General features: G+C 54.5%; 15 protein-coding genes and 1 pseudogene. 11 read left to right on the forward strand and 5 right to left on the reverse strand.

What is annotated here, in order from left to right:
• Nucleotides 1-3 precede the first annotated feature (3 nt).
• From DA718_RS00180 to DA718_RS00200, 5 genes are all read left to right on the forward strand, one after another.
• Nucleotides 4-1,368 carry an efflux transporter outer membrane subunit gene (locus DA718_RS00180; protein ID WP_112215649.1) on the forward strand — a complete coding sequence of 455 codons (1,365 nt, stop codon included), beginning with the start codon at nucleotides 4-6 and terminating at the stop codon, nucleotides 1,366-1,368.
• A 50-nt stretch (nucleotides 1,369-1,418) separates the two neighbouring features.
• Nucleotides 1,419-2,585, forward strand: coding sequence for a multidrug effflux MFS transporter (locus DA718_RS00185; RefSeq protein ID WP_112215650.1), 1,167 nt, complete (start codon nucleotides 1,419-1,421; stop codon nucleotides 2,583-2,585).
• Nucleotides 2,586-2,746: 161 nt separating this feature from the next.
• On the forward strand, nucleotides 2,747-3,649 hold the full coding sequence (gene murQ / locus DA718_RS00190; protein ID WP_112215651.1) for an N-acetylmuramic acid 6-phosphate etherase: 903 nt from the start codon (nucleotides 2,747-2,749) through the stop codon (nucleotides 3,647-3,649).
• Between the two features lie 25 nt (nucleotides 3,650-3,674).
• On the forward strand, nucleotides 3,675-5,108 hold the full coding sequence (murP, locus tag DA718_RS00195) for a PTS N-acetylmuramic acid transporter subunit IIBC (protein ID WP_112215652.1): 1,434 nt from the start codon (nucleotides 3,675-3,677) through the stop codon (nucleotides 5,106-5,108).
• 258 nt (nucleotides 5,109-5,366) lie between these two features.
• Nucleotides 5,367-6,269 (forward strand): carboxylate/amino acid/amine transporter, encoded by a 903-nt coding sequence (locus tag DA718_RS00200; protein WP_167492710.1) that lies wholly within the window; start codon nucleotides 5,367-5,369, stop codon nucleotides 6,267-6,269.
• A gap of 3 nt (nucleotides 6,270-6,272) precedes the next feature.
• On the opposite strand, the pseudogene DA718_RS00205 reads toward DA718_RS00200, so the two are convergent.
• Nucleotides 6,273-6,727 (reverse strand): annotated as a pseudogene (locus DA718_RS00205) (Rpn family recombination-promoting nuclease/putative transposase); the annotation flags it as partial.
• A 183-nt stretch (nucleotides 6,728-6,910) separates the two neighbouring features.
• Between DA718_RS00205 and DA718_RS00210 the strand changes: the two are divergent.
• On the forward strand, nucleotides 6,911-7,207 hold the full coding sequence (locus DA718_RS00210; protein WP_227015972.1) for a YicS family protein: 297 nt from the start codon (nucleotides 6,911-6,913) through the stop codon (nucleotides 7,205-7,207).
• 26 nt (nucleotides 7,208-7,233) lie between these two features.
• Here the strand turns inward: DA718_RS00210 and DA718_RS00215 are convergent, their stop codons facing one another.
• Nucleotides 7,234-8,175 carry a LacI family DNA-binding transcriptional regulator gene (locus tag DA718_RS00215; protein ID WP_112215654.1) on the reverse strand — a complete coding sequence of 314 codons (942 nt, stop codon included), beginning with the start codon at nucleotides 8,173-8,175 and terminating at the stop codon, nucleotides 7,234-7,236.
• 294 nt (nucleotides 8,176-8,469) lie between these two features.
• On the opposite strand from DA718_RS00215, the gene DA718_RS00220 reads away from it, so the two are divergent.
• The 4 genes from DA718_RS00220 (at nucleotide 8,470) to DA718_RS00235 (ending at nucleotide 12,007) form a co-directional block, all read left to right on the forward strand.
• A complete protein-coding gene (locus DA718_RS00220; RefSeq protein WP_085045337.1) occupies nucleotides 8,470-8,784 on the forward strand; it encodes a PTS sugar transporter subunit IIB in 315 nt (104 codons plus the stop codon).
• Between the two features lie 11 nt (nucleotides 8,785-8,795).
• Entirely contained in the window at nucleotides 8,796-10,118 is a 1,323-nt protein-coding gene (locus tag DA718_RS00225) for a PTS sugar transporter subunit IIC (RefSeq protein ID WP_112215655.1), read from the forward strand.
• A gap of 104 nt (nucleotides 10,119-10,222) precedes the next feature.
• Nucleotides 10,223-10,525 (forward strand): PTS lactose/cellobiose transporter subunit IIA, encoded by a 303-nt coding sequence (locus tag DA718_RS00230; protein WP_112215656.1) that lies wholly within the window; start codon nucleotides 10,223-10,225, stop codon nucleotides 10,523-10,525.
• 96 nt (nucleotides 10,526-10,621) lie between these two features.
• Complete coding sequence (locus DA718_RS00235; protein WP_112215657.1) at nucleotides 10,622-12,007, forward strand: carbohydrate porin; 1,386 nt, start codon at nucleotides 10,622-10,624, stop codon at nucleotides 12,005-12,007.
• Nucleotides 12,008-12,292: 285 nt separating this feature from the next.
• On the opposite strand, the gene DA718_RS00240 is transcribed toward DA718_RS00235, so the two are convergent.
• Nucleotides 12,293-12,655 carry a YibL family ribosome-associated protein gene (locus DA718_RS00240; RefSeq protein ID WP_112215658.1) on the reverse strand — a complete coding sequence of 121 codons (363 nt, stop codon included), beginning with the start codon at nucleotides 12,653-12,655 and terminating at the stop codon, nucleotides 12,293-12,295.
• A gap of 275 nt (nucleotides 12,656-12,930) precedes the next feature.
• Between DA718_RS00240 and DA718_RS00245 the strand changes: the two genes are divergently transcribed.
• Nucleotides 12,931-13,155, forward strand: coding sequence for a hypothetical protein (locus DA718_RS00245; protein WP_110275970.1), 225 nt, complete (start codon nucleotides 12,931-12,933; stop codon nucleotides 13,153-13,155).
• Here DA718_RS00245 and mtlR read toward each other — a convergent pair.
• Nucleotides 13,144-13,746: a mannitol operon repressor MtlR gene (gene mtlR / locus DA718_RS00250; protein WP_110275969.1), complete on the reverse strand. Its 603-nt coding sequence runs from the start codon at nucleotides 13,744-13,746 to the stop codon at nucleotides 13,144-13,146. The genes DA718_RS00245 and mtlR overlap by 12 nt on opposite strands.
• Nucleotides 13,743-14,891 (reverse strand): mannitol-1-phosphate 5-dehydrogenase, encoded by a 1,149-nt coding sequence (gene mtlD, locus DA718_RS00255; protein ID WP_112215659.1) that lies wholly within the window; start codon nucleotides 14,889-14,891, stop codon nucleotides 13,743-13,745. The genes mtlR and mtlD overlap by 4 nt, the downstream gene beginning before the upstream one ends.
• Nucleotides 14,892-15,018 lie beyond the last annotated feature (127 nt).

Below are 15,018 nucleotides of genomic sequence, written 5' to 3' on the forward strand. Positions count from 1 at the left end.
GTTATGTTTCGTTTTACCTTGGTTTTTGTCGCGCTCCTGACGGCGGGCTGTGTGTCTCTCGACCCGAACTATGAACGCCCGGCCGCGCCTGTTCCAGCCACTTTGCCTGGCAGCCACGGTGAGGCCACCGCGGTGGTCAGCGACTGGCAGCAGGTAGTGAATGACGCCCGCCTTAAAAAAGTGGTGAGCATCGCGCTGACCAGTAACCGCGACGTACAGAAAGCGCTGGCCGATATCGAAGCCGCGCGAGCCCAGCTTGGCGAAACGCGTGCTGCGCTGTTTCCGACCCTCGACGCCGAGCTAAGCCACACCCGTAGCAAAACGGTCGCCAGCGGCCTCACGTCGTCATCGGAAGCCGATGGCGCGGTCTCCAGCTTCGAGCTGGATCTGTTTGGTAAGAATCAAAGCCTGACGCGCGCGGCGAGAGAAACCTGGCTTGCCAGCGAATTCACCGCCCAGAATACGCGCCTGACGATGATTGCCGACCTGACCACCGCCTGGGTAACGCTTGCGGCGGATAACAGCAATTTGGCGCTGGCTCAGGAAACCATGGCCAGTGCGGAGAACTCGCGCAAAATTGTCACTCGCCAGATGGAGGTCGGTACCGCCTCGGCAAGCGACCTGAGCGATGCCGAAAGCGTTTACCAGCAGGCGCGCGCCAGCGTCGCCAGCTACCGCACGTTGGTGGCGCAGGATAAGAACGCCCTCAATCTGCTGGCCGGGGAAACCGTGCCGGATAGCCTGCTGCCCGGCACCCTGGAAAGCCTCGGCGATCGCAGTATCACCCTGGTTCCGGCGGGCGTTTCTTCATCGGTCCTGCTGCGTCGCCCGGATATCCAGGAAGCAGAGCATAATCTGAAAAGCGCTAACGCTGATATCGGCGCGGCACGGGCCAACTTCTTCCCATCCATCTCGCTGACCGCCAGCGCCGGAGTCGGCAGCGATTCGCTCTCTTCGCTGTTCAGCCACGGAATGCAAGTATGGTCATTCGCGCCGTCCATCAGCCTGCCGCTGTTTACCGGCGGCAGCAACCTGGCGCAGTTGCGCTATGCTGAAGCGGAGAAAAAGAGGCTCATTGCCACCTATGAGAAGACGATTCAAAGCGCCTTCAAGGATGTCGCCGACGCACTGGCGCGTCGTGAAACGCTTAGTGAGCAGCGGGATGCGCAGAATAAATACGTCGCAGCGGAGCAGAAATCGTTGGATATTGCGATGAAGAGCTATCAGGCCGGGGTAGGGGATTATCTGTCGGTGCTGACCGCCCAGCGAACGCTGTGGTCGGCACAGGCCACGCTTATCTCCCTCCAGCAAACGGACCTGGAAAACCGCATTACTCTCTGGCAGTCGCTGGGAGGCGGCGCCAGTTAACGCTTTTACCGGGCGGCAACGCCCGGCATTCTGACAAGGAGCCTGTTTGTATGTCCCGAATTTCTCTTTCCTGGGTAGTGGTTCTCGGTTTGCTCAGCGCCATTGGGCCGCTGTGTACCGACTTCTATCTGCCCGCGCTGCCGGAAATCACTCAGCAGCTAAACGCCACCGGCACGCAGACCCAGCTATCGCTGACCGCAGCGCTGATAGGCCTCGGCCTTGGACAGCTGTTTTTTGGCCCGCTAAGCGACCGGATTGGCCGAAAAAAGCCGCTGGCGCTCTCGCTGCTGCTGTTTATCTTCTCCTCGGTGATGTGTGCGATAACCTACGACATTCACATGCTGATCGCCTGGCGCTTTCTGCAGGGCTTCGCCGGAGCAGGCGGCTCGGTGCTGTCGCGCTCCATCGCCCGCGACCGCTATCAGGGCACCCTGCTGACCCAGTTTTTCGCCCTGCTGATGACCGTTAACGGTATCGCGCCGGTACTTTCGCCGGTGCTCGGCGGCTGGATCATTACCGCTTTTGACTGGCGCATCTTGTTCTGGGCGATGGCGGCGATCGGCGCTGTCCTGTTACTGCTCAGCCTGACGGTATTACACGAAACGCTACCAGCAAAAAGCGCAAACTCGGTTACGCAGCAGCAGGACGATATCCCGGTGCTGAAAAACCGCCGCTTTATGCGCTACTGCCTGATTCAGGCCTTTATGATGGCTGGGCTGTTCTCTTATATCGGCTCCTCCTCATTCGTTATTCAGAGCGAGTACGCCATGAGCGCGATGCAGTTCAGCCTGCTGTTTGGCCTTAACGGCATCGGACTGATTATTGCGGCGTTGATCTTTTCCCGCCTGGCGCGCCGCTTCAGCGCTGAAGGTCTGCTGCGCGGCGGCCAGCTGCTGGCGGTGGCGTTCGCCGTCATCACCCTGCTGTTCGCCTGGCTACAGCTGCCGACGCTGGCGCTGGTCGGCCTGTTCTTTACCGTCTCGATGATGAGCGGCATCAGCACTGTCGCCGGTGCGGAAGCGATGAATGCGATTAGCGCCCGCCAGTCCGGCACTGCATCGGCGCTGATGGGCACGCTGATGTTTGTGTTCGGCGGTATCGCCGCACCGCTGGCCGGCCTCGGCGGCGAAACGATGTTGAAAATGAGCCTCGCGATGACCCTTTGCTATCTGGCGGCCCTGCTGATTGGCCTGAAAAAAACACGCTCCATCGAGTAAAATTCTCTGGTGGTAATAAAAAATTCCAATTTTATTACCGCCATATTTCCCGCTACGACTGAAATCTCTTATTATTCATTCAACATCAATCGTGATAGTCTTCACATGAAAGGAATAATTAATTCCTTATACTGCCTGCCACTGTGAATAATGAGGTTCCTATGACTATCGACCTGAGCAAACTGCTGACCGAGCGTCGCAACGCCAATAGCGCCAATATTGATACCCTCTCCACCGAAGAGATGCTGACGGTGATTAACCAGGAAGACCTGCAGGTGGCTCACGCTATCACCCCTTATCTGGCACAGATTGCCCAGGTGGTGGATAAAGTCGCGGCGGCGCTGCAGGCGGGAGGACGGCTGATTTACATTGGCGCTGGCACATCTGGTCGTCTGGGGATCCTTGATGCCAGCGAATGTCCGCCGACCTTCGGCACTCGCCCGGAGCAGGTGGTGGGCATTATCGCTGGCGGCCATAAAGCGATTCTGAGCGCCGTGGAGAACGTCGAAGATAACAAAGCGCAAGGCGCGATGGACCTGCAGAACCTTAACTTTAGCAGCCGCGATGTACTGGTCGGCCTGGCCGCCAGCGGGCGCACCCCGTACGTGATTGGCGCGATGGAATATGCCCGCAGCCAGAGCGCTTTTGTCGCTATCGTTAGCTGCAACCCACATGGAGAAATGGCTCAACTGGCTGATGTTGCCATTACGCCGGTGGTCGGCCCGGAAGTCGTCACCGGTTCAAGCCGTCTGAAGGCCGGTACCGCGCAGAAGCTGGTACTGAATATGATTTCCACCGGGGCAATGATCCGCATCGGCAAGGTCTACAGCAACCTGATGGTGGACGTTGAAGCGACCAACGCCAAGCTTATTGAGCGCCAGGTTTCTATCGTCATGGAGGCCACCGAATGTGACCGCGCGACGGCGCAAAACGCGCTGGATGCCAGTGGTCGCCACTGCAAAACGGCGATTGTGATGGTGCTGGCTGATTTAAGCGCCGCAGAAGCCCAGGCGCTGCTGGCAAAAAATAATGGCTATATCCGCAAGGCGTTGAGCCACTCCTGACCGCTGACTAACAAGGTAATCTGCAATGGCAAAAATAAATAAAGAGATGATAGCGCGGATCCTTCACCATGTTGGCGGGGCTGGAAATGTCGCGCAGGCGGGCAACTGTATGACCCGGCTGCGCCTGACCCTGCGCGATGAGTCGCGGGCCGATAGCGCCGCTATCCGCCAGATTGAAGGCGTGATGGGGGTTATTGTCAGCGATGAGCAGTTCCAGGTCGTCCTTGGGCCCGGCAAGGCGCAAACCGCGGCGGAAATGATGAACGCGTTACTGGAAGACGCCCCAGCGGATGCGCCATCGCTGGCCGATGTCGCCGCCGAGAAGAAACAGGCGCTGAAGAGTAAGCAAACCAGTGGTGTACAGAAGTTTCTCGCCAAATTCGCCACCATTTTTACTCCGCTAATCCCCGGCTTTATTGCCGTCGGCCTGCTGCTGGGGTTTGCGACCCTGGCGGAGCAGATATTTGTGCTGGAAAACGCCCATCCGAACGCCACGGTGGTGGCGCTGATCGGCTATATGAAGGTGTTCAGCAAGGGGATGTTTACTTTTCTGAGCATCCTGATCGGCTATAACGCCCAGAAGGCGTTCGGCGGTTCCGGAGTCAACGGAGCCATCATCGCTGCGCTGTTTGTTCTCGGCTATAACCCCGAGGCGACCAGCGGATTCTATTCCGGGATCACCACCTTCTTCGGCCACGGTATCGATCCGCGTGGCAATATTATCGGCGTGCTGATCGCCTCGATTATTGGCGCATGGGTGGAAAGACAAGTGCGCCGGGTGATGCCCGCAAACCTCGATATGATCCTCACCTCAGCCGTAACGCTGCTGATTATGGGCGCGGTAACCTTTATCGTGATTATGCCGATCGGCGGCTGGCTGTTTACCGGAATGTCGTGGTTGTTTCTGCACCTTAACGGCAACCCGTTCGGCTCTGCGGTGCTGGCCGGTCTGTTCCTGCTGGCGGTGATGTTCGGCGTGCATCAGGGCTTTGTGCCGGTCTATTTCGCCCTGGTGGATGCGCAAGGATTTAACTCGCTGTTCCCGATTCTGGCGATGGCCGGAGCCGGGCAGGTGGGTGCAGCGCTGGCGCTGTTCTGGCGGGCGAAGCACGACTCTCTGCTGCGTACTCAGATTAAAGGGGCGATTATTCCTGGCTTCCTCGGTATCGGTGAACCGCTGATTTACGGTGTGACGCTACCGCGTATGAAGCCGTTTATCACCGCCTGCCTTGGCGGTGCCTGCGGCGGTTTCTTCCTCGGCCTGATTGCATGGCTGGGCCTGCCGGTTGGCCTCAATACGGTGTTTGGCCCCTCCGGGCTGGTGGCGCTGCCGCTGATGACCTCCGGCAGCGGAATTTACGCCGGAATGGCGGTATATGCTGCCGGGTTGGCGGTCTCTTATCTTTGTGGATTCGCCCTGACCTGGCTGTTTGGCAGTAAAAACGTCGATTTGAGCTAAGATGAAGGTCTGATGCGCAAGTATCGAACGACATTTAACCCGTCTGATGGCGGGTTAAATTTGCTGACAGAGTGTATCCCGTAACCATTGCACGGTGGCGCTGCGCTTACCGGGCCTACACGTTCCCTGTGGTTTATTAACGCTGCAAACCCGGCTTTTAACCAGCACACCAAATGGCCTACTACCATTTCCTGCCCCGCCGCGCGGACGCGCATCATGTTATGATGCCGCTTTTGCGATATTTCACTTGAGGGAAAGATGGGCTCCAGCAAAAAAGGGATGCTGAACGTACTAATAGCCGCCGTGCTGTGGGGCAGTTCCGGCGTCTGTGCGCAATATATTATGCAGCAAAGTCAGATGTCATCGCCGTTTCTGACCATGACGCGCCTGCTGTTCGCGGGTCTGATTCTTCTGATGCTCTCGTTCGTTCATGGCGACAAAATATTTCGCGTTCTGCAAAACCGAAAAGACGCCGTTAGCCTGCTGATCTTCTCGCTGTTCGGCGCGCTCACCGTGCAGTACACCTTCCTGATGACTATCGAGAAATCCAACGCCGCTACCGCGACGGTGCTGCAGTTCCTGTCGCCGACGATTATTGTCGCCTGGTTTGCCATCGCCCGTAAAACGCGCCCCAGTCCGCTGGTGCTGGCGGCTATCGGCACCTCGCTGGCGGGCACTTTCCTGCTGGTCACCCACGGCAACCCGACGACGCTGTCGATTTCCCCCGCAGCGCTGTTCTGGGGGATTGCTTCAGCGTTTGCCGCCGCCTTCTACACCACTTATCCTTCAACGCTGATTGCCCGCTACGGCACGCTGCCGATCGTCGGCTGGAGCATGCTGCTCGGCGGTGCCATGCTGCTGCCGTTCTACGCCGGACAGGGCAACCATTTTGTGGTTAACGGTAGTCTGCTGCTGGCCTTTTTCTACCTGGTGGTTATCGGCACATCGCTGACCTTTAGCCTCTACCTGAACGGCGCGCAGAAGATTGGCGGCGCAAAGGCGGGAATTCTCAGCTGCGCGGAACCGCTGAGCAGCGCCCTGCTTTCTCTACTGCTGCTCGGCATCACCTTTACTCTGCCGGACTGGCTGGGCACGCTGTTGATTCTCTCGTCGGTCGTGCTGATCGCCATGGATTCGCGGCGTAGGGTTAAAACGGCCTGATGATTATCTGGCTGTAGATGCTGCGACCTGAGTTTGCAGCATCTTCATATCATCATCTGATAGCTGACAAACAACCCTTACCAGCTCGTGCTCGAACCCCTGCTCCAGAAATAATCAGGCAATACGTAATGCTTCTTCTTGTCTCCCTTCCTGCCGCAATCTTTCTGCAATCGTCATCAGTTTCGCCTTATGTTGAGGAACGCGTTGTGCAGCCTCGTGAAGAAATTCAGTAAAACGAGGCGCTCGCCGCACTGCAGCATGTAATTAAACAGCGCTTTCATCTGGCTGTTATTAGCGCAACCTTTAACCAACAGCTCGGCTAATCGTTCCACCAGCCCAAGTAAATCGCGATGGCGGATATGCTTTTGGATCAGTTCCAGCAGCGCTACGTGCCGGTGCTGCATGATTTCGTCATCCGGCACTACGGTAGTTGCATCGGCAAACTCATCCAGCCAGCACGTCGGAATAGCTGGCGCGTAAATACGCCGCGCACCTGCGCATAAACGACTTTGCTTGCCGGTTCGAGAGATAACGCTCGGGAGCTGAAACCGATGCATTTTTGCGGAAACCTGGGCGCAAAATTGATACCCAGGGAATGCGTCTATAGTTAGAGGAACGCTTTAATAAAAATAAGGATATCCATGATGAAAAGAATAAGTATTGCGCTGTCGTTGGCTACCTGGCTGGCGCTACCTGCCGTAGCAACAGCCGCACCGCTCTCCGGACTGAAGTTTGAGCAACAAAAGCAGCAGATAGTGAAGGATGTGAGGAAAAACTGCCCTGCCAGCAGCGGCATGGCGGATACGATATTTGCCAATCGCGTGCTGGAGTCACCAGAAAATAAAGTCGCTGTGCAAAGCGCAGCGCGAGCGTTGGATAAAAACAACGATGCCGCCTATCAGAAAGCGATTAGCGGCATTCAGTGCCCGACGCAGTAGCGCCCGCGGCAAAGCGTTTCGTGTAATTAGCGGTTCGGAATAATCAAATCTCCGCGTAGCGGGCTGCTGCCGAGCATTTGCGTCTTTTCGGTCAGCCAGTTGACTATCCGGCTGGCCATGGCGTCCATTGAATATTCAATCGCCGGAATCGTCGGAATACCGGGCAGCTGTAACGAGCCCGCAAGGCTGAACACCATCACTTTTTCCGGCACCGCACGATTGAATGCCTGGAGCTGCGGGACCACCAGCTGCGCCTGCTGCTCGTTTGCCACCAGCAAGGCGTTGAAATTCAGCGTGGTTGCGTTGTTTACCAACTCCTGCACCGCCACGGAAGGCGAATGGCTGTCGAGAAAGATCAGGTTGCGATTAAACGGCAGGAAACTCTTTTCCAGAGCGTGCTTGTAGCCAAGCAGCACCTGATCGGCAAAACCGCTGCCCTGCGGATGGATCAGCGCAATCTGTCGCCGCCCCTGACTTATCAAATAGTTACAGGCTGTTTCCGCCGCAAAGGCATGGTCAAAATGAATGCTGTTCACACCTTCGCTTTCCAGGCAGTCAATCAGCACCACGTCAGGCCGGTCGATATTTAGCGGAAACCGTGCGCCAATAATCAATACATCATCGCAAAGGCCGCAGGTCAGCTCTTCCAGTGAATGCATCACCCTGCCACGGGAATTTGCGAAACGCAGCAGCAGATGTTTCTGGTGCTGGCTGAGCTGTTTTTCCAGGGCATAGAGGTAGCTAGTGGTTTGATTAATATTGTCCTGAGCGCAAATCACGCCAATGCAGCCGGTGGTTTGACTAAGCAAAGATTGCGCAATCATATTTGGCCGATAGTTAAGTTCTTCCGCCGCTTGTAACACCGCCTGTCGGCTGGCTTCCTTCACCCCGCGCGAACCGCTCAATACCCGAGAGACAGTGGCTTTCGATACCCCAGCTAAGCGTGATACATCATTGATTGTAGACATCATTTTCCCCTGACAGGGCCAGTCCGATCCCTGCAAATCCCTGGACCTGAATCGCTTCAATAATAACCAGGTGCAGTATATCTGTTTCCGTTTTTATTTGGAAACCGATTCTCCGTTTCATGGAAGAACGTAGCAAAAACCACAGGAATATGTGAGCCAAATCTAATTAATCAGCCCTATGGCTGACAGATCTTGACGGTTATCACAGTTCTGTTTTTTATAAATGGAAACCGGTTTCCGTCTGATATCAAATCATCCACGCAATAACTTTTTACATTTTGAGGATGGTCGTCGATGTACAAGATTATGCTGTGCTGCTCTGCCGGGATGTCCACCAGTATGCTGGTCAGAAAGATGGTCGATGTCGCAAAGGAACGTAACCTGCCGGTGCAGATTGATGCTTATGGTGTTTCCGAATTTGACATGCAGTTTCCACAGTACCAGGTGGTGCTTCTTGGCCCCCAGGTGAAATACATGCTGAAAACTTTATCTGAGAAAGCCGCTTCCCTGAATATTCCAGTCCAGCCAATTAACACCATGGATTACGGAATGCAGCGGGGAGATAACGTCCTGGATTATGCTCTGTCGCTGATAGAAGCGGCGCATTAAGAGGTGTGCAAATGAGTTCTCTGTATCAGTCCATGATTGCCGTGATCGAGCAATCAATTACACCGCTGGCAGGACGCCTTGGGCAGCAGAAATACGTTATCGCTATTCGCGATGGCTTCACTGCCGCATTGCCGTTTATGATCATCGGCTCATTCATGCTGGTATTTATCTTTCCTCCTTTTTCACCGGATACCACTAACGGTTTCGCCCGCGGCTGGCTGGATTTCTCTCAGCAATATCGCGAGCAGCTGATGCTACCGTTTAACCTTAGCATGGGGGTGATGACGTTCTTTATCTCTGTAGGTATTGGCGCCAGCCTGGGACGCCAGTTCCAGCTCGACCCGGTGATGTCCGGTCTGCTGGCGTTTATGGCCTTTTTACTGGTTGCCGCGCCGTATGCTGATGGCAAAATCTCCACCCAGTACCTCTCCGGCCAGGGCATTTTTACCGCCTTGATCACCGCGATTTATTCCACCCGCGTTTACGCCTGGCTGAAGCAGAACAACATTACGATTCGCCTGCCGAAAGAGGTGCCAACCGGCGTTGCACGCTCGTTTGAAATCCTTATCCCGGTGCTGGTGGTGATCGCAACCCTGCATCCGCTGAACCTGTTTATCGAAGCGCAGACCGGTATGATCTTACCGCAGGCAATTATGCACCTGCTGGAGCCGCTGGTTTCCGCCTCTGACTCACTGCCGGCGATTCTGCTTTCCGTCCTGATGTGCCAGATTTTCTGGTTCGCCGGGATCCACGGTTCGCTGATTGTCACCGGCATTATGAACCCGTTCTGGATGGCCAATCTGTCGGCAAACCAGGCGGCGCTGGCGGCTGGTGCGGCTCTGCCTCACGTCTATCTGCAAGGTTTCTGGGACCACTACCTGCTAATCGGCGGCGTCGGTTCTACGCTCCCGCTGGCGTTCCTGCTGCTGCGTAGCCGTGTGGCCCACCTGCGCACCATCGGTAAAATGGGCGTCGTACCCAGCTTCTTTAATATCAACGAGCCGATTCTGTTCGGCGCGCCGATTATTATGAACCCGATGATGTTTATCCCGTTTGTCTTTGTGCCGATGATCAATGCCGTGCTGGCTTACGGCGCGACGCGTCTCGGCTGGCTGAGCCAGGTCGTTTCCCTGACCCCATGGACAACGCCAGCTCCCATTGGCGCATCGTGGGCTGCCAACTGGACCTTAAGCCCGGTGGTCATGTGCGTGATTTGTATGGTGATGTCGGCGGTTATCTATCTGCCGTTCCTGCGCGCTTATGAACGCTCCTTAATGAAAACTGAAGTTGAAAAAGCAAAAAACGCAACACCGGTTGCTGAAACCGTCAGCTAATAATTAAACGAATATATTTTTAATATATGACAGCGTAAATAATACAGGAAAAGGACTTTCACCACATTATTTAAATAATAAAGTTAATGATCTCAGGACATAACATGATTGAATTAGAGGATGCGGTAATGGAAATTATCGTCAACGCGGGACAGTCACGCTCATTATGTTTTGAAGCGCTTCATTGTGCCCGTACCGGTAATATAGATGAAGCGCGGTTGCTCCTTAATGAGGCCGATGGTTATGCCCGCAGGGCGCATCAGATGCAGACCCAGCTTATCGAGCAGGATGCGGGCGAAGCGCGCCAGCCGATGACGCTGATTATGGTGCATGCCCAGGATCATCTGATGAATTCTCTGCTGGCTCGTGAATTTTCAGAAGAGATTATTCATCTGTATCAACGTTAATATATAACTCAGTCGTACCCTATATTAAGTAAAACCAGCTTATCCTGGCGGGATAGCTATTATCTGAATATATGAATTATTAAAAGCGAGATAATTATGAAAACTGTAAAAATGCTGCCATTAGCCATGGCGGTCGTCGCCGCGCTGTGCCCAATTTCCGTATTAGCACAAGATTTTACTCAGGAACAAATTGACGCCATTGTGGCTAAAGCCGTCGATAAAGCGCTGGCTGACCGTCAGGCTAAAATGGACGCTGCAGCCGCGAAAAAGGTGGATCTGGAGACCAACCCACAAACCGCCGTGCAATCGCCGGACATGGCGGTGCCGTTCGGCCTGAAGTTCAGCGGCTACGCGCGCTACGGTGCACACTTCCAGACCGGCGATCAGAAATACGTCGGCGTGGACGGCTCCTATAACGGCGCCTCAGCGATTGGTCGTCTTGGCAACGAAGGCAACGGCGGCGAGTTCCAGTTAACCAAGGCCTTTAAGAGCAGCAAGGGCGCTATCTGGGATATCAACGTCATGTTCGATCACTGGAGTGACGAAGTTAACCTGAAAAAAGCCTACGTTGGCGTCACCAACGTGCTGGAGTCCAACCCTAACGCCTATATCTGGGCGGGTCGTGATTTCCACCAGCGTCCGCAACAGGGGATCAACGACTACTTCTGGATGAACCACGACGGTCAGGGCGCCGGGGTGAAAAACTTCGATATCGGCGGCGTACAGTTCGACGTAGCGGCGGTATCGCAGGTGAAATCCTGTAGCCCGGAAGTGATGGCCGATGAGTCCAACCCATCACGCATCACCTGTACCGGTAACTCCGACACTGGCGATAACGGTCACTATGCGCTGACCACCAAAACCCATAACATCAAAGCCGGCCCGATCGATGTTGAGGTTTATGCCAACTACGGTTTTGATTCCAAAGCGGTGGATAACGACGAGCAGCTCGATGCGTGGCAGGGCGGCCTGCTATTAAGCCATACCAATAGCGACGACAGCGGCGTGAACAAGGTTATCCTGCGCTACTCCGATAACTCGGATAACAGCGTTTACAACAAAACGGACGGGTTGACCGCTATCTACGCCAGCTTCGAAGGCAACTATAAGTTTACCCAGCAGGCGCAGATCGAATATCTGTTGGCCTTCCACGACTATGACAACAGTAAAGACAATACCGACAACCGTAAAAACTACGGTGCGATTGTCCGTCCAATGTACTTCTGGAACGATGTGCATTCGACCTGGCTGGAAGCAGGCTACCAGCGTGTTGATTACGATCAGGGCGGAGACAACCATGGATGGAAGCTGACGCTGTCGCAGAACATTGCGATCGGTATGGGGCCAGAGTTCCGCCCAATGCTGCGCTTCTACGTAACCGGAGGCCAGGTAGATAACAAGCGTACCGCGAAAGTTAACGGTACCAAAGACGAACAGTTGGATTCACTTAACCTCGGCGGCATGTTTGAAGCGTGGTTCTAAGCGATTGAAGCAGTCCCGGGTCATGGCATGAATGCCTGACCCGGCGACTTATTCCCGGAGGCGATGCTACGCATCTGTCCGGGCTACCAAACCGCTGACGGCTGTGAACTTGTAGCCCGGTCAGCGCAGCGCCACCGGGAAGCATGGCGCAGAGGATTTCAATACGAAAGCCGATCCCGGAGGCGGCGTTTGACGTGCCAGTGCGGGCTACCAAATCAGCAGATTGTTCGATCCCGTAGCCCGTTCAAACAGCAGTGCTACTGGGGGATTTTCGCCGCGAAAAGATCAGAACGCGGTTTTTGAGAAGCCGGTCATCTCTTTAAGGCCCATTTCGCGACCCAGAGCGGTCATCGGGTGGACAAGAACCAGCCCGCGCACGCTTTTTTTGAGTTTGCCAATATCGGCCTGCTCTTTTTTGGTGATGGCGCGACGGTGCGGCAGGCTCATCAGTTTCTGCGCTTCTTTGCTCAGTTTTTGAGCCTGAACTTCGCGCAGGCGCACAAGCTCCGCCTCAATGGTGGTTTTTTCTTTTTCCAGCTCGGCGTACTTGTCTGCGGCTTCAACCAGCGACAGGTCGGCCTGCTGGTGACGGATGGCGTCGAGACGGTCGCTCAGACGTTTAATTTCACTTTTTTCGATTTCTTTCATGGTGGTTTAATCTATTAAGAAATGGGCGTTATCAGACTATAGTATGTGCTGTCGCTTCCGTTGTGGGTAGCTATTTATCAAAACGTCACGACTTTACCCGCAATAACAATCGCTGTGAGTAATTATAATAATTTGAATATTATACGGATTTCCCACCAGAGTGGATGAATGTTCATTTCTGTGAAGCCTGTCAGCCATTAAGCACGTTTTCCTCATCTAAATCCCTTCTTTTGGCTAATTCTTAACAAGATGATCCCCGAGCAGAGGAGAGCGTGATGGCGAAAATCGGCGACGGTGTACCGCGTATTATTGATAAGGCCGTAGATTTTATGGCTTCAAGCCAGGCTTTTATGGAATATCTAAAAAAGTCTCCGCGTTTGCAGCATATACCGCGGGATATTCCGGCGGACAAAGAGGAGCTGTTTCTGCGTCGTCTGGAGTATTATCGGCAGCTTTATCAGCCGACGTGTGACCAGCAAGAGACCGAATCAGAGCGTTGATTTTTGAAAGGCTTTTTTTAAGCTGATTTTAGAAATCAGCTCGGTCAGAGACAGCATCATTGTTGAACGTACAACCTGCTGGTAGCGCAGTTTCTGCATTGCCAGCAGTTCCGCATCGCTATTATCGTCGAATAGCGGCATCGGGGGCAGCGCAGCGACGCAGTGCAGCTCGCCAAACGGTCCGAGAATCTCATCGTCGGTAAAGCTGTACTCATTACCATCGTGGTTCAACTCTTCGCGCAGGGCCATTAGCAGCTCGGCGTCTTCGTATTCGGCGCGACTGATCACCCCGAGGCCATAAATCAGCTTCAGGCGTACAGAAAGGTCACCCAGCGGCCCCTCGCCGTCTAGCAAGGGCTCTACTGCGTATTTCACCGCATAGTCGTCTTTACGGAACACCTGAAGCACCAGGATATTGACCGCTTCCGTCAGTAGTTCAACGGTAGCGATCAGGAAGCTTCTTACGGTTTTGCCAGCATTCAGACGCTCAAGCACACGGTTTTCAAATGCCTGTGTTTCTTCCATTATTGCCTGCATATCTGACAGGAGTAGTAATGGGCGCGGTTCGGACCGCGCCAGATCTTGCCTCATTTGGTGGCGTTATAGTCGTTAACAGCTTCCGCCACCACATCGCTTGCCGCGTCCAGACCTGAAATCTGCGCCAGCGCGGCCTGAGGGCCTTTTTCTGCAATCAGCGCCGCCAGCTCCTGCGCCTGCGGGTCGTCTTCGCTGCGGAAGTGCATCGCCGCAGCGATCCCTTTCACCAGGTTCATATGCGGCAGGCCGTATTCCAGCGTACCAAGCAGCGGCTTAATTAAACGATCGCCCGCACTCAGTTTGCGCAGCGGCTGGCGGCCAACGCGCTCAACGTCATCTTTCAGATACGGGTTCTCGAAACGACCAATAATTTTCTGGATATAGGCTGCGTGTTTCTGTGCATCAAAGGCATAACGTTTGATCAGTACCGCGCCGCTCTCTTCCATGGCCCCTTTAACTACCGTGCGGATTTTCTCATCGAGAATCGCGTCACGAATCGTCTGGTGACCCGCCAGTTTTCCGAGGTAGGCGGTTATAGCATGTCCGGTGTTTAAGGTGAATAGCTTACGCTCGACAAATGCCATCAGATTATCGGTTAATTCCATTCCTGGGATATTCGGCAGCTCGCCTTTAAACTGGGTCTTGTCGACAATCCACTCGCTAAAGGTTTCCACGGTCACTTCCAGCGGGTCGTGAGTGGCGGAAGCGGATGGCGGAACGATGCGGTCAACGGCGGAATCAACGAAGCCGACGTTGGCTTCAACCCAGGCTTTATCTTCTTCAGCCAGAGCGTTAAAAACGTGGCCTTTGAGCTGAGTCGTGCCGCGGACCATGTTTTCGCAGGCGATAATATTCAGCGGGGCTGTAATGCCCTGCGCTTTGCGTTTAGCCAGGCCTTTAGCAATGGCCGGAGCAATGCGCTCCAGCACAACCGGGCCGACGGCGGTAGTGATCAGGTCAACGCTGGCAATCAGCTCAACGACTTCATCACCGATGCTGCTGACGGCGTCGACGCCGGAAACGGTATCAACCTGCTCATTTTCGCCGACCACGTGAACCTGATAGCTATGACGGGCATTCAGGGCATCAAGCACAACCTGATTTACATCCGCAAACGTCAGCTTTATCCCCGCGTCTGCCAGCAGTTTGCCGATAAAGCCACGTCCGATATTACCTGCGCCAAAATGTAATGCTTTCATAGTATTAACCTTCAATTAATGTTTTTACCTGAGAGGGCTGGGGTGAGGCTTTTCCCTCACCCTAACCCTCTCCTCATGCATGAGGAGAGAGTGGGCGTTTCCCGGATTGCGGCGTAAACGCCTTATC

Source organism: Klebsiella huaxiensis, assembly GCF_003261575.2.
GTDB classification, from domain to species: domain Bacteria; phylum Pseudomonadota; class Gammaproteobacteria; order Enterobacterales; family Enterobacteriaceae; genus Klebsiella; species Klebsiella huaxiensis.